Here is a 17,206-nt window from a genome sequence, read left to right on the forward strand (position 1 = left end):
TCAGCGGTAGTAGATCTCGCTACCGGTCGGGTATCCGCCGCCCGTCGTGGTGATGTGGACGTGGTCGTAGTGGCCGTACCCGCCTTGGCGGCCACCACCGGGCGTGTAATAGCCGCCGCGCCAGATCGCGTCCTGGATTCCAAAGCGGGTGGCGTTCGCCATCACGTACGAGACGATCCTGTTCCCGAGTTCGATACCCGCGTCGCTGCTGGGGTCGGGGATCATCACGTCCAGCGCGAGCCCGTCAGGGTGCCAGCGCAGTGAATCCGGCCGCACACCGCCAATGTTGCTGATCTCAGGGAACAAGGCACTGATGCTGCGGGCGACCAGGATGGTCCTGACCTGCAGGCCGCTTTCGGGTGCGACGCCGGCAGGCAGCGTCCGGTCGACTACTCGCAGGCGGGCCGCAGCCATCGCCGGATTCGGTGCGGCGTTGGAACTGGCGTGACTGATCACCAGAGCGGGTGCGGGCGCGGTCGGCGCCGCGGCGACGATCTCGACGTTCGGCGCCAACTCCTCCGCGACCTCCGCGACGGGCTTGGGCTCTTCCCTTGCGACACGCTGATAAGCGTCTCCGGCAACGGCTAAGAACACGGCGGCGGGTGCGACAGCTGCCGCCACGGCCGCCGGCGACTTACGCCGTGTCTTGGCTACGGAATGCCTGCCCACGAGAAATCACCCTACGAGAGAATCGAGCAAAAAGTCACGGTGTTGTCACGATTTTGTCACGAACACCACATCAGTGCTGGTAGGTAGGCTCTCACGCGCACGATCGCAATGGCAAATTGGAAGCGCCCAATACAGAGATGACAGCAAACCTCGGGGAAGGTGATCCAGGGTTCGGCTACGTCGACATCGGCACCACGGGCCGTCCGCCCCGCCGCAGTCGGAGAAGCCATACTCACGCGGCAGCATCGACGGCGGGCGCAGTCACCTCGGTTCAGCAAATCAGGGCGCTGATCTCCACCGCGTGACAATCAGCGCCGATTTGTCCATCCAGTGATCTCAGATGTGCGACTCTTGTCCCAAGTCGGGGATGCATCAATCGAGGGGTCCATCAGCAATGGGTGCATCTGCATACATCGGTCGTGTCGGCGGTTTGGCCGTGGCGCTGGGCGTCGGGGCGGCGGTAGCAACCGGTCATGGCGTCGCGTGGGCAGACGAAACGGGGTCGACTTCGTCGACGTCTGAGTCGTCGGCGTCCACCTCAGCCGACACCGCGCCGACCGGGAGCCAACCCGCGTCATCGGCGGCGGCCACGAACAACACCGCCGCGCAGACCGCCGGTGCCGACGCCGACGCCGACGAGGTCGACGCCGACGAAGACGATGGCGACGAGAACGCCGACGAAGACGAAGACACCGACGAAGAGAACGCCGACGAAGAGAACGACGACACCGACGCGGACGCGGACACCGATGGTGGCGAAGACCTCGGCGTCGATACCGGCGGGGACGGGGTCGTCGACACCGGCGCAGGCACGGAGCCGCCTGCCGCGCAGCCGGGCGACGACAACGCATCCTCCAACGGCGCCCCGGCACAACCGGCCGCCCCCGCGGCGCGGGCTGTGGCCGCCGCCTCCACCGGCGAGGAGGACAAGGCTGCGCAGAACCTGACCGCCGGCGACACTCAAGCCAACGCCCAGCGTATGGCGGTGGACATCACGCCTGCCGTCGAACAGACCCAGACGCTCATCACGACGACGCAGACCGCCGCTGTTCCGGTGGCACTGGCCGCCACCCAGGCGCCCGCCGCGCCGCAGAACCTGCTGCAGCGGGTCGTGGTCAACGTGTTGTCGAGCCTCGGCATCGGGCAGTTCGTCTCCAAGCTGCCCGGCGCCCCGGTGTGGTCGCCCATCGTGATGGCGCTGCTCGGTCTTGGCGCACGTCGCGAGTTCAACGAGCCTCCGATGTCCTTCGCGAGGGCGCTGGCCGCAGTGTCGACCTCCTCGGTCCTGACGTATCCGGCGACCAGTCGAACGCCTCAGTACATCAGCGCCAACACACATTTCATCGAATTCGTGACCGGTGCGGGAAACCTCAACAACACCACCACCCGCTTCGGTATCGGCGGCACCGACCTCGGCATCATGTGGGACAACGGAATCGCGGACAACCCGGCGACACCGGACGTCAACGAACACCAGGTGCTGATCGCCTTCGGTGACACGTTCAGCAACGGCTGGCCGAATGTGCGGACCGGCGTGTGGCGGTTCAACACCCTGTTCCGCTCCGCGGACGGCACCTTGAGCAACGGGCTGTACGTGCCGAACGGTGTGCCGTACGACCACTTCAGTGGTTCGCCGATGGAGCGCCCGAACTGGTCGGACCCGATACTGCCCAGCCCCGGCCAGCCCGTTCACTCGCCCTACGCCATCGGCCCGGAAGTGACGATCATTCCGACCGCGGGCATCTCCACCCCGTACAACAACGCCTACGGCGCCCGGCAGTACATGAGCTTCATGTCGGTCCGGTCCTGGGACACCCCGGGCCGCTGGACGACGAATTACTCGGGCATCGCCTACAGCGACGACAACGGACAGACCTGGCGGATCGCGCCGACGAGCATCCGCACCGCGGCGGCCGGGCGGGCGACCGTGCCCTACGTGTCCGGCAACCAGAACTTCCAGCAGGGCGCGTTCGTCGCACCTCCCGCGGGTTCCCCAGAAGCCGCGGCCGGGTGGGTCTACGCGTACGGCACACCGTCCGGGCGCGCCGGCACGGTGTACTTGTCACGGGTCCAGCAGACACAGATCCTCGACGTGTCCAAGTACGAGTACTGGAACGGTTCGACCTGGGTCGCCAACACACCGTCGGCGGCCAAGCCACTACTGCCGGGAACAACCACCAGCTTCTTCTTCTTCAAGCAGACCACCTATCCGGCCGTCAGCGAAATGTCGGTGCAGTACAACCCGTACCTCAAGAAATACGTGATGCTGTACGGCGACTCAGGCGGCAAGATCGTGATGCGCACGGCCACCTCGCCCGAGGGCACATGGTCGGCCCCGACGACGCTGGTGGGCGCCTCCAGCATGGCCGGCAAGTACGCGCCGTACATCCACCCGTGGTCGGGCTCCGACAACGTGCCCACAGCCGAGCAGAAGTACCTCTACTGGAACCTGTCCACATGGAACGACTACCAGGTGAGGCTCATGCGGACCGATCTGACGAAGGTGTAAGTGCGCGCCATCGCGTTGGCAGCGGCGTGGCTCGCGGTGGCCGCGCCCGCTGTCGCGCACGCGGAACCCGTTGCGCCACAACCTGGTGCGCGATGTCCGGCAGTCCTTGTCGATGCGCTCACTCGGGCGTCCGATCAGTCGACCGTTCTGCGGTGCGGTGACACCGGCTGGCAGGTTGTCGACGACCCCCATCCGCACAGCGACCGATGGTTCTCCTACGGACCCGCGCTCGTCCTGCACGGCGAGGCGCAGCGCAACCGCGAGGCCGACTCCGGCGATTGGCTCGCCACCCCGCAGGACTCCGCAAGCCGGTGCACCGCCGTTCAGACCGCCATCGCCGACACCGGATCGCTGGGGCCGCCGCAGACGTCGGCCGGCGAGCCGGGGGCGCCCTTCGCGGTCGAGTTCCTGCCGCTGCTGTTCACGGTCGACCTAAGTGGGGACTGTCTCTGGGTTCGGCGGTAATGTCGGATTACCCGAACGCAGATCGAAGGCAATCCCATGGACGTCGTGCTCGGCCTGTCGATGACATCCCGCGCTGTGCGCTGGGTACTGGTCGAGGGGACGACGGGCGAGGGCGCCACCCTGAATCGCGGCGCGTTCGATCTCGACATGCCGGTGGATCCCGAGGATCTGCTCGACGTTCTGCTGGTCAGTGAGGTCGAATCACAACGTGTGCACGCCATCGGGGTCACCTGGACGAACGAGGCGCAAGACGCAGCCACTGGCATCTTGAACTCGTTGACCGCCAGAGGATTCGACAACGTCATCGCGGTATCCGAACTCGAGGCGGCCGACGTGCTCGCCGGAGGAATCGCAGGAATCGCCGAGTACGACGACGTCGCGGTGTGCATTGTCGAACCCGACGCCGCGCTGGTCGCGGTGGTCGACTCCAGTGGCGTGACCGCCGACCGGATCGCCCGACCCCTCGACGGCGCCGATGTCGTCGAACTGCCCAGCAGCGTGCTCGCCATGCTGGAACTCGACGACTGGCGCCCCGACGCGGTGTTCGTCGTCGGCTCGGCCACTGACCTCGACGTGATCGTCTCGACTCTCGACGCGGTGACCGAGGCGCCGGTCTTCTCGGCAGCCGAGGCCGAGCTCGCGCTGGCGCGCGGCGCCGCGCTCGCCTCGGCGAACGCCGTCAACGCCCTGACGCCCGCGCGGTCGAGAATTCCGTCGAAGGTCGGTGCATTGGCGTCCGTCGTCGCCGCAGCGGTGGTGACCTTCGTCGTAGCGCTGTCCGCCGCACTGGGTCTGCAGCTCTCATCGCCGTCGTCGGAACCGCAGACCGCCGGCGCCACCGAGCCCGCGGCCGCCGCTGAGGCGGCGGCACCTGAAAAGCCCCGCCGGATCGCGTCGATCGAGGAGGCGCGTCCGGTTGTCGCGCAGACCATCGTCGTTGCCGCGCCACCGCCGCGGCGAGTCGCACCCGAACCGGTGTACGACCCGCCCGCCTATGTGCCGCCCGCCCCGCGGTACACACCACCCGCGCCTGCCTACACACCGCCGGCTCCGGCATACACACCGCCGGCTCCGGCATACGTTCCACCACCGGCGCCCGCCTACGTCCCGCCGCCGCAGGTGCCCAATTACGTTCCGCCGGTTCAGCAGCAGCCCCGACTCCGCGACCGGATCATCGAACGCCTCCCGATCATCAACCGGTTCCACGAACCGGATTACCAAGCCCCGCGTTAGAACTCAGGGACAGGCGGCGGGTGCGTCGTCGCGAACCGGGTTCTGCGCGGGCAGCGTGTAGGTCACGGTGGCCACCGCGTCGTCGGTGCCCTGGTTGAACACGCGGTGCGGAACGCCGGTCTGTACGAAGACGGATTGGCCTGCGCTGTAAGGGATCGCCGCGCACCCAGGCGCGGACTGCACCCAGACCGTGCCGTCGGTGACGTTCGAGTACTCGGGTCCGGAATGGGTGTGCCAGCCGCTGCTGGCGCCGGGAGCGAGTTCGACCTCCTGAATGTAGAACGCCGTCTGCTGGCCGGCGGCGACGATGGCGATCGGCGCGTCCGTCGTACCCTTCGAGATGTCGGTGCGCTCGAGGTCTCCCTCGGCCGGTGTCGCCGCCGCGGGGCCGGCGAATGCACCGGTGCCGACGATGGCCGCTGTCGCGGCCGCTGAAAGGAATCTCTTTTTCACGGTCTCTCCCCTCCGGCGCTCAAGGTACCGGCTGATAGGGATTCTGCGGCACCTGAATCGGAATCGGCACCGGAACGAACGGAACGTTGAGGTAGGTCGTCGTCATCGGCGTGGTCATCGGAGTGGTCGTGGTGGTGGTCGGCGTGGTCGTCGTGGTTGTCGACGGTGTGGTCGTCGTGGTGGTCGTTGTCGTGGTGGTCGTTGTTGTGGTCGTGGTGGTGGTCGGCTGAGTCGTCGTGGGGGCGACCGTCGTCGTCACGGGTGGAGGCGGCGGGGGCGGCGGCTCACTGCTGAGGATCACGGTCTCGACCGGCGGGCTCGTCGGCGGCGCACTCGGCGGGCTCGTCGGCGCCGCACTGGGCGGCGGAACCGACATGGTCGTGCCTGGGACTTCGGTGACCGTGGTGCTGTCGGTCGCACTTAACAGCGCGATGGCCACGCCGCCCACCGCCACGAGCGCGATGGCGGCGGCCACTCCGAACACGAGTTGGGGCAGTCGATGCCATGCGCGCGGCGTCTCGATCGGTCCCGTCGGCGGCACGTACTGCACGGGCGGGCGCGTCGGGGTGTCGTCGTGTGCGGCATAGGGCACGGGTTCGTCGGCGCCGTTGTCGTCCTGCGACCAGGCCAGCGCGCGGAACGTCGACGACCCGGGTGCCTCGGGCTCGACGGGGACCACCGGAGCCATCCCGGTAGCGGCGTCGGCCGCCGAACCGTACGCAGCGAACAACACGGCACCCATCGCTGCGTCCAACGCCGGTTGCGGCGTCGTCACCACCGGAGCCCGGGTGTGCGCGGCGAGCCGTTCGGTGACAAACGGAATGGCGGCGCCGCCGCCCACCGCTGCAACCGCCGAGACGTTCGTCCACCCAATTGCGTTGCTGTTCAACGCATTGTCTATCGCTGATAGCAGGCCGGAGAGTGGAACCGCGATCAACTGCTCGAGTTCGCCGCGGGTCACCCGGACAGCCGACCGGAGCCCGGGCAGTTCGGCGGCCACTTCGATGACCGACTCCGTCGACAACTGCTCCTTGGCGTGTCGGCACTGCTCACGTAACCGGGTCAGCGATCCGACGGCGGCGGTGCCCGCTGGATCGACCCCGCCGGTGGCTGCGAGGCAATCGAGCAGGTGAGTGAGCAGTGCCTGATCGATCAGGTCGCCGGACAACTCCGTGTACCGGGTGGTTTCGTCGATCGGCTCGAAAAACGCGGCGGCGTTCGCCAGCGTGATACTGGTGCCGCCACCGCCGAAGTCGAGCAGTACCACGACGCCCTGCGAGGGCAGGCCCGGGTTGGCGTGCAGTGCGGTCAGCGACGCCACGGCGTCCGAGACCAGGCGCACCGGCACCCCGGCCGGCGCAAGGGCCGGGTGGTCGCGCAATGCGGTGCGCATCGCCCGGAGGTGGTTCGGTCCCCAGTGCGCGGGCACCGCGATGGCGGTGTCGGCCGACGGCTGTCCACCGGCCGACACCGTCAAGGCCGCCAGCGCGTCGGCCAGCAGCCGCTCAGCGCGATGCGCAGTTCCGTCGGCGGCCACCAACGGCACCGAGTCACCGACGCGTTCGACCAGGCCGCTGAGCACGGTGCCGTCGGCGAGGGTATGCACCGAACGCTGAATCACAGGTTGATTGCCGACGCGCGCCGCGACCAAGTTCGTCGTCCCGATCGACAACCCCAAAGGGTCGCTCATATCGGAGCACACGATAACCGGCCAACCTGGCGAAACGGGGTAGACACTCCGTGCGAACCCCGTTCGGCCAGCACGGTTTTGAGCGGCCCCCAGTGGGTACAGCCAAGGCCATGACATCTCTGTGGCTAGCAAACCGGGCCGATCGGGCGAGCGCGGCGAATCCGCTGGTCGAAGCCGACCGGTCGGTCGACGTCGTGGTGGTTGGCGCAGGTATCACCGGGCTGATCACCGCCGTGCTGCTGGCGCGGGCCGGCAAGGACGTCCTGGTACTTGAAGCGCAGTTCATCGGGGCGGGCGCCACGGGCAACACGACCGCGAAGATCAGCCTGCTGCAAGGCACGAAGCTGTCCAAGATCATGTCCAAGCAGGGCGAGAAGACCGCACGCCAGTACGTGGAGGGCAATCGCGAAGGCCAGGACTGGCTGGTGCGGCACTGCGAGGCGCACGGCATCGCCGTGCAACGCGAGGACGCCTACACCTACGCACAGTCCGAGAAGGGCTTGTCGTCGGCGCGCGAGGAGTACGACGCTTGCACGGCGGTCGGCCTCGCGGCCGAATGGGTCGACGACGCTGACGTTCCGTTCCCGTTCTCCGGTGGTGTGCGACTGGCCGATCAGGCGCAGTTCGATCCCATGCCGTTGCTCGACAGTCTCATCGTCGAACTCGACGAACGTGGCGGCCGTCTCGCGCAAGGCGTTCGGGTGCAGAAGGTCTCGAACGATTCCAACGGGCTGACGTTGAATGTGCGCACTACTGAGGGCCACGAATTCGACATCGCCGCAAAGCAATGCGTGCTCGCCACGGGTATTCCGATCCTCGATCGCGGCGGCTTCTTCGCCCGCCTGAAGCCGCAACGTTCGTATTGCATGGCGTACAAGGTGCCGGGCAATATCACGCGCGGCATGTACATCTCGACCGACTCCCCCACCCGGTCGGTCCGTTACGCACCCACTTCCGAGGGCGACCGGTTGATCGTCGGCGGCGCCGGCCACCCCGTCGGCCACGAGAAAAGCCCGTCGTCCTCGGTGTCAGAACTCGACTCGTGGGCGAAGAAGCACTACCCCGGAGCCATGCAGACGCATTACTGGTCGGCGCAGGACTACTCGCCGGTCGACGAGCTCCCGTATGTGGGGCCGATCCTCCCAGGGCATGAATCCATCTTCGTGGCAACGGGTTTCGACAAGTGGGGCATGACCAACGGACCCGCCGCCGCGCTGGCGCTGTCGAGCCGGATCCTCGGGGGCCGCATGGACTGGGCCGAGGCCTTCGCCAGCTGGAGTCCGCACGAGCTGTCCGGCATCCCCAAAGCCCTGCAGACCAACATGCAGGTCGGGTTCTATCTCGCCAGGGGGTGGGTCACGCCCGTCACCCGCACGTTCAATCGCACGCCGGAAGACGGCGGCGTGGTCAGCGGCCCGCCTTGGCACCTCGAGGGACGCGCCGTCGTCGACGGGAAAGAGCATCGGGTCTCGCCGGTGTGTCCGCACCTCGGCGGCATCGTCAATTGGAACGACGCGGACGAGGCGTGGGAATGCCCCCTGCACGGATCGCGCTTCGCCCCCGACGGCACGCTGCTCGAGGGTCCCGCAACGCGGAACCTCACGCCGGCACAGTAGCCGCACGCCGCGCCCGTGTGCTGCAATGTCGGCCATGGGTGACATCGACGAGATCCAGCAAGTCAAGTACCGGTACCTGCGGGCGCTCGACACCAAGCACTGGGACGACTTCGCCGCCACCCTCACCGACGACATCGTTGGCGACTACGGCAGCTCACTCGGTCAAGAGCATCACTTCACCGACCGCGATTCTCTGGTCGAGTTCATGCGCACGTCGATGCCCGCCAATGTGCTCACCGAACACCGAGTGACCCACCCCGAGATCGCCGTCGACGGCGACGAGGCCACAGGCATCTGGTACCTGCAGGACCGAGTGATCGTCGCCGACTTCAATTTCATGCTCTACGGCGCGGCGTTCTACGAGGACCGCTACCGGCGCACCCCCGACGGCTGGAAGATCAGCGCGACAGGCTACAAGCGGACCTACGAGGTCACGATGTCCACCGAGTCGATCACGAACTTCAAGGTCGAACCGGGCAAGGCCCTCAACATTTGACTACTTCGACAGCGCGATCACCGCGCCCGGCCGCAGCCACCGGATCAGCTTGACCATCATCGCGTCGTCGATCGCGACGCAGCCTGCCGTCGGCCCGCCGTCGGTGGTGTGCAGAAAGAACGCGCCTCCCTTACCCGGAACGCGCGCCTTGTTGACCCCCATCACGACCGCGTGCGCGTACTGCGGGATGTCGAGGTTCTCGGTGCCGTCGGACAGCGCGGTCGAGAAGGGGCACCGCGACTCCTCACACACCTGCATGGTGTTGTAGGTCGGGCTCTTCATGTCGCCGTCCCACCAATGGTTGGGACCAACCTGCACGTATTGCAGACCGCCGCCTGGATTCGGCTGCGTGCCGAAGGCGAAGTCGAGGCTGTAAACGCCCATCGGCGTCATCATCGAACCGTCGTAGTGATCGGCCGACATCCCCTTCTCGCCGATCTTGGCGGGGATACCTGCACCGACTGCCTGCCAGCCTGCGGCCGTCCGCTCGTACACGTCGACCTTGGCGTCCGTCTGGCCTACGCCCACAACGGAAATCACCTGCGTAGCGTTGCCGACCGACCGCGCGAACCACGGCGCGGCCTGCCCGGCGGCCACCGGTGCGGCAACCAGCCAGACCACGCCCGCACACAGCAGCGTCAGTAGGCGGCGCACCCGCTCATGTTAGGGCGCGACCGTGTCGCCCTCGAGCACGCCACGCATCCAATCGGTCCATTTCTTCTGCTCGGCGGCCGCAGTGTCGCTCGCCTGGGGCCCGTAGAAGAAGATGCTCGCCATGCCGCGCGCTTCGCCGCCCATATCGCAACTGCCGATCACCGCAACGCCTTCGTGGGGTTCGTCCAGCCTCAGCATTATTTCGCGCATGATCGCGGTCTGATGGATGCGCTCGACGGTGCCTGCCAGACGCGGTGCACCAGAGGGGCTTTGACAGCGGTCGCCGACGTTGGCGCCGGCCAGGTTGAGCCCGGAGGTCAGCTTCGCCCAGATCTCTGCGTCGCCGCCAGGAGCGCCCGACATGGCGTGCACCGCCGCGGAGGGTCGGCCTGCGAAATGCCGGAGGTACACCCGCAGCACCTCGAAGAAGCCCGGCCAGCCGGTCTCGAAGCTCTCGAGTTCGTCGTCCCAGTCGTCTCGTTCGGTGAACAGGCTGTGCACCATCCGCACGACACAGCTGTCTCCGGAGCGGCCCGTTACGGTCACCTCGGTACCGACGGGTGGGGCGTCACCGCTCCAGTTGTACTCCTCATAGGCGAACCGCTCCGGCGGGTTCCACACCGTCACCTTGCCGGTGGAGACGTCCTGGCCGCAGTTCGCGTCACCAAAGTCGAAAGTGATGGCGCCACCTTCGCGTTCGTCGACAGTGACGCTGGTGAACCAGGCGCTCATTCCCGGGCCGGTGGCGATGGCCTGCCACACCTGCTCGGGCGTGCCGGGCACCAGGAATTCCATCTCGACCCAGCGGCGGCCCGAGTTGTCTTTCTTCAACGGCACTTTCACTCCTCCTTCGGCTTCGGATAAGCCGCAACCATGAGGCGGTAGGTACGGCCACGGGGGTTGGATTCGTCGTGGTAGCGCGCCACCAGGGACGTGACGGCTTCGGACAGGTCGCGCGTGAAGTCCGCGCGATCGGACGGCGACCGGAACTGGACCGCGGTGTCGATGGACAACGTCGCGAGCCGCTTGTCCTTCTCCCGCGCGGCGCGCCACAGCGTTCCGACCTCACGGACCGCGCGCGCAGCCAGGGCGATCAGATAGCTCGCCGAGAGCCGGTCGTTCGTGCGGCCGGGGTCGACCGCGAAGGGCCCCATCGCTCGAGGCGACACGACGTAGGACGCCGCCGTCGCGACGAGCAGACGCTCGCGCAGGCCTCCCCATTGGCGTTCACCCGCTTCGGTGACGAGTTGATGGGTCTCCAGCGCCCGCAGGTGATAGTTCACTTTCTGCCGGGCGATCCCGACCCGCGACGCGAGGGTGGCCGCCGACGCCGGTTCGGTGAGTTCGGCCAGCAGCCGACTCCGGATCGGGTCCAGCGCGCTCACTGCGGCGGCGGGGTCTTCGATCACGTCGACGTCGAGCACGCCACCATGGTGAGGCTTGACAAGAAAGTTTGTCAATAGGCGCCGCCGGATAGGTTGGACCCATGGACTTACTGCCCGAGGGACGGCGCCGACACGGCATCCAGCGCATCACGCAGGGCCTCGGCGCCCTTGACCGGGAGATCTTCGAAGCGATCGCGGAATCGCCCACACCGCTGCTCGACTCGATGATGCCGCCGCTGACCCGCGCCGCCGATCATTCGAAGCTGTGGTTGGCCATCGCAGCGGGCCTGGCGGCCACCGGCAAATCCAGCGCGCGACGCAGTGCTGCCCGAGGCGTGATCACGCTGGGCGCAACCAGTTTGTTCACCAACCAGGGCGCCAAGCGAATCAGACAGCGTCCGCGACCGACGTTCGATTCCGTGCCGTTGCGTCGTCGCACCCGGCACCGTCCTACGTCCAACTCACTGCCCTCGGGCCATTCCGCAAGCGCGGCCGCCTTCGCGGTCGGGGTCGGCCTCGAAAGCCCGGCACTTGGCCTTCCACTGGCGCTGCTGGCTGGCCTCGTCGGCCTGTCCCGTGTCGCCACGGGCGCTCACTATCCCGGCGACGTCCTTGCCGGCTTCGGAATCGGAGCGACGATCGCCGTACTCGGGTCGAGGCTGGTCCCGCCGGTGGTACGGACCAAGATTCCGGCCGCCGATCCGTTGCGCGTGGACACTCCACCCCGGCCGGACGGCGAGGGAGTCGTGCTGGTCATCAACCCCGCATCCGGTCGCGGGACCGGCGCCCGCGTCATCGAAGACGTCCGCCAAGCGCTCCCCAAGTCCGAGATCGTCGAACTCGGCGATCAGGATGACGTCAAGGAAGCGATACGCTCGGCCGCCGCGCGGGCCGAAGTGCTGGCCGTCGGCGGCGGCGACGGCACGGTGTCGTGCGCAGCCGAGGTTGCGGTCGACGCGGGAGTTCCGCTTGCCGTGTTCCCTACCGGAACCTTCAACCACTTCGCCAAAGACATCGGCTGCGACACCGTCGCCAAAACGGTCGAGGCGATCCGTACCGGCAGCGTCGCTTGCGTCGATCTGGTCTGCCTCAACGAGGACCAGATCGTGATCAATACCGCGAGCATAGGGGCGTACCCGAATTTCGTCCGGACGCGCGAGCGGCTGGAACGTCGGATAGGTAAGCCGTTGGCCGGGGTGTATGCCATGTTGCACACCCTGTGGGGGGACGAGCCGGTCCGAATCACCTACGACAACAAGACATTGCAGACCTCGCTGTTCTTTCTGGGCAACTCGACGTACCTACCGTCGGGGTTCGCGCCGTCAATCCGAACACGGATGGATGACGGCCTGATCGACGTTCGAATTCTTGATACCGGCCGCCCGTTCTCCAAGATTCGCATCCTGACGGCGCTTGTTTTCGGCAGGTTGGAACGCAGTCCGCTGTATCACGAGCTCCGCGTTCCGGAGTTCGCCTTCACCGCGGTGGATGGGCCGACCGTCCTGGCTCGGGACGGCGAAGTCGGAAGTGAATACGACGAAGCCAAATTCACTGTGCGGTATCGGGCGCTGCCGGTGTTTCGTCCGCTGCCGAAATAGGACGTCTCGGAGACGCCACCAGAAGGCAGAGGACGAAATACGCGTACCCCGCAGCCCATCCGGCCAGCACGTCGGATGGATGGTGCACGTTGAGCACCACCCGTCCGATCCCGATCGTCACGACAACCAACACGCCCAGTGCGACGAGCCAACCCCGCCGCTGACGGCGAACTGCCGGTAGCACGACGGTCAGCCAAGCCAGCACGGCGACCATCACCCCGAGGGCATGCCCGGACGGGAACGACGTGCTCCAAGCGGAGACGAACGCGGTGTCGGGTCGCGCACGGTTCACCGACGCTTTGGCCGCTTCGGTGACCAGTCCGCTGAGTTCGACACAGACCACGAGAAACACCGCGAGAGGGAATCTGCGCTTTACCAGCGCCACGACGATGACGATCAGGGTCGTCAGCCGGAACGCTCCGGGTCCGAGCACCGTGCAGAAGACGTCCCACCCGGTCACCCAGCCGGGATGAGCCGTGCCGAAGCGGTAGAAGGTGTCGAGTGCGGATTGGTCGACGACCTCGATCCACTTCCACGGCAACGCAATGGCGATCCACATCAGCACGTACACGACGACGGCGAGAACTGCTGATGACACCAGCGCGCCCCTCCGTCGTATCACCCCTTCACCCTTACCACCCCCGTTAGGGTGGTCAGCCATGGCTGTGTTCTTGCGCAAGCTGCTCCGAATCGGCGGTCTACCCGCCGAGCTGCGGGCGGAGGTGGAGGCCGAAGGCATCATCCATCTCGCCGAGTACGTGCCGGTGACCCGACGTTTCACAGGCAAGATCCCGGGCAAGCGATCGAAGGGCAATGTGTCGAGCTTTGTGGGCTCGCTGGTGATCACCGACATGCGGGTGCTCGCCACGCTGTCGTCGGTTCCCAAACTGGCCGGCCGAACCATCGATCAGCGGTGGGACCTCGAGCAGTCCGGCACCGTGACGGCTGAACTGTCCGAGAGCGGCTTGCATCTCGACGTCGACATCGCCGCGGTGGACCCGCGCTTCAGCGGAGAGTTGTCGATGCACTACAAAGAGCCGATCCCGGCCGACATGCTGAGGCGTCTGCCCCGTCGCTCACTGGCCTTCAACGTGCCGCCGGAATACGTCTTCCGCGCGGTCGGCGTGCCCTACGACCCCTAGAACGGCGCCGGTTCGACAGGCAGCGTCACCGGTTTGCGGGCGAACCTCCCGATCCGCCGTTGTGGATAACGTGAGCGGAATGGTTGCCGATTCAGCGCCAAGCCTGTTCGGTGTACCGACGAGACGAAGGGAGCGTTGTGACTGAACCGCGACGGGACAACGTGCTGATCGTGCACTGGCACGACCTCGGGCGTCATCTCGGTGCGTACGGACACTCTGACGTCGACAGCCCGCGCCTGGACGAACTGGCCGCCGAGGGAATCCTGTTGACCCGCGCGCACGCCACCGCGCCGCTGTGCTCACCGTCTCGCGGCTCGCTGTTCACCGGCCGCTACCCGCAGAACAACGGTCTGGTCGGTCTTGCGCACCACGGCTGGGAGTACCGCGCAGGAGTGCGCACGCTGCCGCACCTGCTGTCCGAATCAGGTTGGCATACAGCACTCTTCGGTATGCAGCACGAGACGTCCTATCCCTCGAAGCTCGGTTTCGACGAGTTCGACGTTTCCAACTCCTACTGTGAATACGTCGTCGAACATGCGACCCGGTGGCTCACGAATGCGCCTGAGCAGCCGTTCCTCTTGACCGCAGGATTCTTCGAGACACACCGGCCGTATCCGCACGACCGTTACCAACCGGCCGACGCCACCGCCGTCGACGTGCCGGACTACCTACCCGACACCCCTGAGATCCGGCAGGATCTCGCGGACTTCTACGGATCCATCTCCGTCGCCGACGCCGCGGTAGGCCGACTGCTCGACACCTTGACCGCAACCGGCCTCGACCGCACCACCTGGGTGGTCTTCATGACCGATCACGGTCCTGCGCTGCCACGGGCCAAATCGACGCTCTATGACGCCGGCACAGGCATCGCGATGATCGTGCGGCCACCGCGCGACAGGAAACTCCCGCCGCGCACCTACGACGGGTTGTTCAGCGGTGTCGACCTCGTCCCCACCCTGCTCGACCTGCTCGGTCTCGACGTGCCCGACGACATCGACGGCATGTCGCACGCCGCGAGCCTGTCGCGTCCCGACGGCGACGGTCCGGTGCGCACCGAGGTTTACACCACCAAAACGTTCCACGACTCGTTCGACCCGATCCGCGCGATCCGCACCAAGGAGTACAGCTACATCGAAAACTACGCATCGCGACCGCTGCTGGACCTGCCGTGGGACATCGCCGACAGCGCGCCGGGTCGCACGGTCGCACCCCAGGTAGCCGCCCGCCGGCCCGAACGCGAACTCTACGATCTGCTCGAGGACCCCACCGAGTCACACAATCTGCTCGGCCCCGACGCCACCGACAAGGCCGAAGCTGTCGCCAACGATCTGGCGTTGCTGCTCAACGACTGGCGGATGAAGACCAACGACGTGATCCCGTCGGACTTCGCAGGCACCAGGATTTCCGAGCGCTATACCGAGACGTATCTCCACATTCACGGGCCGCGAATCACCAGCCGGTCGGCTATCGCCGCCGAACGTGGCGTCGAAGACGACCACCGCGGGCAATAGTTATTGTCATCATGATCGAAAAGGCCTAGCAAGCCGGGGATTTCGACTCCCGCTAGGCTCGCGCTCATGCCTGCTCAACAGACGGCCTATCTGGTCCTCGCCTCGCAGCGCAGCGGCAGCACGCTGCTGGTCGAGTCATTGCGGGCCACGGGCGTCGCCGGTGAGCCTCAGGAGTTCTTCCAGTACCTGCCGAGCACCAGCATGTCGCCTCAGCCGCGGGAGTGGTTCGCCGACGCCGCAGACGAGTCGATCCTGCGGTTGCTCGACCCCTTGGACGAGGGGAAACCAGACCTCGCGCCCGCGGAGATCTGGCGTGACTACATCCGGACGGTCGGGCGCACACCCAACGGCATATGGGGTGGCAAGCTGATGTGGAACCAGACGCCTCTGTTGCTGGACCGTGCCGCGAGCCTGCCCGAGCGGTCCGGTGACGGTCTGCTCTCAGCCATCCGCGACGTGATCGGCAGCGACCCCGTGCTGATCCATGTGTTCCGCCCAGACGTTGTGTCGCAAGCGGTCTCGTTTTGGCGCGCGGTGCAGACGCGGGTCTGGCGAGGACGGCCCGACCCGGTGCGCGATGCGCGCGCTGAATACCACGCCGGCGCCATCGCCCACGTGGTCAACATGCTGCGCGCGCAGGAAGAAGGTTGGCGCAACTGGTTCGCCGAGGAGAACGTCCAACCGATGGAGGTGCCCTATCCGGTGTTGTGGCGCAACCTCACTCAGGTAGTGGCCGACGTCCTCGAGGCCCTGGGACAGGACCGTCGGCTGGCGCCCGCGCCGGTATTGGAGCGACAGGCCGATCAACGGTCCGACGAGTGGGTGGACCGCTACCGGGCCGACGCCGAGAAGGAGGGGCTTCCGACATGACGGTCGACACGGTGCACGTCGACGAGCTACGGCTGCTCGAAGCCGAGGCGGTGCACATCATTCGCGGATTGGTGACGCAGGTGATCGTTCTGCTGAACCGGAGGCGATACCGTCAATCCACCTCAGCGACAACGAATATCCGTCGGAACGGGAAGAACGTCTTGCCGTTGGGCCGCATCGGGTAGGCGGCGTCGAGCAGGGGGATCAACTCCTGCCTGAACAGCTCCCACTGCGCGTCGGACAGCCGACTCCGCACGGGCCGCAACGCGGTCCCGGTGATCCACTCGAGCACCGGGTTCTCGCCGGTCAGCTCGTGGATGTACGTCGTCTCCCAGGCGTCGACCGTGCAGCCGGCATTGGCGAGCAGCTCTGCGTACCCCGCGGGATCGTCGACCTGCCCCTCCCGGAACGGGAAGTCCTGCAGCAGCTCCGCCCACCTGTCCCGCCGCGCGAGTTCACGCACGGCGCGATGCGACGGAGCGTCGAAGTTCCCCGGCACCTGCATGGCGATCCACGAGCCGGAGTCCAGTTGCGCCGCCCACCCCGCCAACAACGCGGCGTGGCCCGGTACCCAGTGGAGGGTGGCGTTGCTCAGCACGACATCGGTGTCGGGCTGCGGCACCCAGTCGCGCACATCGCCGACCCGCGCGTCGATGCCCCTCTCGCGCGCCGCCTCGACCATCTCCGGTGAGCTGTCCCAGGCCTCGAGAGCCGCGTCCGGCCAACGTTGCGCCAGGCTGGCGGTGAGATTGCCGGGCCCGCATCCGAGGTCGACGACGCGCCGTGGCGACTCCGCACGCACCCTGCCCATCAGGTCGAAGAACGGCCGGCCGCGGTGGTCGGCGAACGCCAGGTAGACGTCGGGGTTCCACATGCCGCCAGTGTCGCACTCATCGCCGGGCTACCATGCGGACG

Annotated in this window: 17 protein-coding genes; 9 read left to right on the plus strand and 8 right to left on the minus strand. The window is 66.9% G+C overall.

Annotated elements, in window-relative coordinates; all coding sequences use genetic code 11:
* Entirely contained in the window at positions 1-669 is a 669-nt protein-coding gene (locus tag N4S67_RS09995) for a hypothetical protein (RefSeq protein ID WP_260992787.1), read from the minus strand.
* 394 nt (positions 670-1,063) lie between these two features.
* Here N4S67_RS09995 and N4S67_RS10000 point away from each other — a divergent pair, with 394 nt between their 5' ends.
* Genes N4S67_RS10000 through N4S67_RS10010 form a run of 3 tightly spaced genes read left to right on the plus strand, consistent with a single transcriptional unit; the run spans position 1,064 to position 4,876 of the window.
* The gene (locus N4S67_RS10000; RefSeq protein ID WP_260992788.1) at positions 1,064-3,178 is read left to right on the plus strand and encodes a DUF4185 domain-containing protein; all 2,115 of its coding nucleotides are present in this window, start codon (positions 1,064-1,066) and stop codon (positions 3,176-3,178) included.
* Positions 3,179-3,643 carry a hypothetical protein gene (locus N4S67_RS10005; RefSeq protein WP_260992789.1) on the plus strand — a complete coding sequence of 155 codons (465 nt, stop codon included), beginning with the start codon at positions 3,179-3,181 and terminating at the stop codon, positions 3,641-3,643.
* Between the two features lie 36 nt (positions 3,644-3,679).
* Positions 3,680-4,876, plus strand: coding sequence for a DUF7159 family protein (locus N4S67_RS10010; protein WP_260992790.1), 1,197 nt, complete (start codon positions 3,680-3,682; stop codon positions 4,874-4,876).
* Positions 4,877-4,879: 3 nt separating this feature from the next.
* Here N4S67_RS10010 and N4S67_RS10015 read toward each other — a convergent pair whose 3' ends face one another.
* Complete coding sequence (locus N4S67_RS10015) at positions 4,880-5,329, minus strand: cupin domain-containing protein (protein ID WP_260992791.1); 450 nt, start codon at positions 5,327-5,329, stop codon at positions 4,880-4,882.
* Positions 5,330-5,348: 19 nt separating this feature from the next.
* A complete protein-coding gene (locus N4S67_RS10020) occupies positions 5,349-7,019 on the minus strand; it encodes an Hsp70 family protein (protein WP_260992792.1) in 1,671 nt (556 codons plus the stop codon).
* 110 nt (positions 7,020-7,129) lie between these two features.
* Here N4S67_RS10020 and N4S67_RS10025 point away from each other — a divergent pair, with 110 nt between their 5' ends.
* The gene (locus tag N4S67_RS10025; protein WP_260992793.1) at positions 7,130-8,635 is read left to right on the plus strand and encodes an FAD-dependent oxidoreductase; all 1,506 of its coding nucleotides are present in this window, start codon (positions 7,130-7,132) and stop codon (positions 8,633-8,635) included.
* 34 nt (positions 8,636-8,669) lie between these two features.
* Complete coding sequence (locus tag N4S67_RS10030; RefSeq protein ID WP_260992794.1) at positions 8,670-9,131, plus strand: nuclear transport factor 2 family protein; 462 nt, start codon at positions 8,670-8,672, stop codon at positions 9,129-9,131.
* Here N4S67_RS10030 and N4S67_RS10035 read toward each other — a convergent pair whose 3' ends face one another.
* Genes N4S67_RS10035 through N4S67_RS10045 form a run of 3 tightly spaced genes read right to left on the minus strand, consistent with a single transcriptional unit; the run spans position 9,132 to position 11,209 of the window.
* Positions 9,132-9,785, minus strand: coding sequence for a L,D-transpeptidase family protein (locus tag N4S67_RS10035; protein WP_260992795.1), 654 nt, complete (start codon positions 9,783-9,785; stop codon positions 9,132-9,134).
* Positions 9,786-9,794: 9 nt separating this feature from the next.
* A complete protein-coding gene (locus N4S67_RS10040; protein WP_260992796.1) occupies positions 9,795-10,622 on the minus strand; it encodes an SRPBCC family protein in 828 nt (275 codons plus the stop codon).
* Between the two features lie 2 nt (positions 10,623-10,624).
* The gene (locus N4S67_RS10045; protein WP_260992797.1) at positions 10,625-11,209 is read right to left on the minus strand and encodes an ArsR/SmtB family transcription factor; all 585 of its coding nucleotides are present in this window, start codon (positions 11,207-11,209) and stop codon (positions 10,625-10,627) included.
* 62 nt (positions 11,210-11,271) lie between these two features.
* On the opposite strand from N4S67_RS10045, the gene N4S67_RS10050 reads away from it, so the two are divergent.
* On the plus strand, positions 11,272-12,768 hold the full coding sequence (locus N4S67_RS10050) for a bifunctional phosphatase PAP2/diacylglycerol kinase family protein (RefSeq protein WP_260992798.1): 1,497 nt from the start codon (positions 11,272-11,274) through the stop codon (positions 12,766-12,768).
* On the opposite strand, the gene N4S67_RS10055 is transcribed toward N4S67_RS10050, so the two are convergent.
* The gene (locus tag N4S67_RS10055) at positions 12,719-13,390 is read right to left on the minus strand and encodes a phosphatase PAP2 family protein (protein WP_390893328.1); all 672 of its coding nucleotides are present in this window, start codon (positions 13,388-13,390) and stop codon (positions 12,719-12,721) included. The genes N4S67_RS10050 and N4S67_RS10055 overlap by 50 nt on opposite strands.
* Before the next feature lie 37 nt (positions 13,391-13,427).
* Between N4S67_RS10055 and N4S67_RS10060 the strand changes: the two genes are divergently transcribed.
* The 3 genes from N4S67_RS10060 to stf0 all read left to right on the plus strand — a co-directional run bounded on the left by N4S67_RS10060 (position 13,428) and on the right by stf0 (position 16,291).
* Entirely contained in the window at positions 13,428-13,910 is a 483-nt protein-coding gene (locus N4S67_RS10060) for a hypothetical protein (protein ID WP_260992800.1), read from the plus strand.
* Between the two features lie 137 nt (positions 13,911-14,047).
* Complete coding sequence (locus N4S67_RS10065; RefSeq protein ID WP_260992801.1) at positions 14,048-15,421, plus strand: sulfatase family protein; 1,374 nt, start codon at positions 14,048-14,050, stop codon at positions 15,419-15,421.
* Positions 15,422-15,487: 66 nt separating this feature from the next.
* Complete coding sequence (gene stf0, locus N4S67_RS10070) at positions 15,488-16,291, plus strand: trehalose 2-sulfotransferase (protein ID WP_260992802.1); 804 nt, start codon at positions 15,488-15,490, stop codon at positions 16,289-16,291.
* Between the two features lie 112 nt (positions 16,292-16,403).
* Here stf0 and N4S67_RS10075 read toward each other — a convergent pair whose 3' ends face one another.
* A complete protein-coding gene (locus N4S67_RS10075) occupies positions 16,404-17,165 on the minus strand; it encodes a trans-aconitate 2-methyltransferase (protein ID WP_260992803.1) in 762 nt (253 codons plus the stop codon).
* Positions 17,166-17,206: the final 41 nt, after the last annotated feature.

The sequence above is a fragment of the Mycobacterium deserti genome, from assembly GCF_025345615.1.
Taxonomy (GTDB): domain Bacteria; phylum Actinomycetota; class Actinomycetes; order Mycobacteriales; family Mycobacteriaceae; genus Mycobacterium; species Mycobacterium deserti.

Bases quoted from the DNA above. Each gene is read 5' to 3' on its own strand.
- N4S67_RS10075 (WP_260992803.1), bottom strand. From the start codon at position 17,165: ATGTGGAACCCCGACGTCTACCTGGCGTTCGCCGACCACCGCGGCCGG.
- N4S67_RS10050 (WP_260992798.1), top strand. From the start codon at position 11,272: ATGGACTTACTGCCCGAGGGACGGCGCCGACACGGCATCCAGCGCATC.
- N4S67_RS10060 (WP_260992800.1), top strand. From the start codon at position 13,428: ATGGCTGTGTTCTTGCGCAAGCTGCTCCGAATCGGCGGTCTACCCGCC.
- N4S67_RS10025 (WP_260992793.1), top strand. From the start codon at position 7,130: ATGACATCTCTGTGGCTAGCAAACCGGGCCGATCGGGCGAGCGCGGCG.
- stf0 (WP_260992802.1), top strand. From the start codon at position 15,488: ATGCCTGCTCAACAGACGGCCTATCTGGTCCTCGCCTCGCAGCGCAGC.
- N4S67_RS10020 (WP_260992792.1), bottom strand. From the start codon at position 7,019: ATGAGCGACCCTTTGGGGTTGTCGATCGGGACGACGAACTTGGTCGCG.
- N4S67_RS10030 (WP_260992794.1), top strand. From the start codon at position 8,670: ATGGGTGACATCGACGAGATCCAGCAAGTCAAGTACCGGTACCTGCGG.
- N4S67_RS10010 (WP_260992790.1), top strand. From the start codon at position 3,680: ATGGACGTCGTGCTCGGCCTGTCGATGACATCCCGCGCTGTGCGCTGG.
- N4S67_RS10000 (WP_260992788.1), top strand. From the start codon at position 1,064: ATGGGTGCATCTGCATACATCGGTCGTGTCGGCGGTTTGGCCGTGGCG.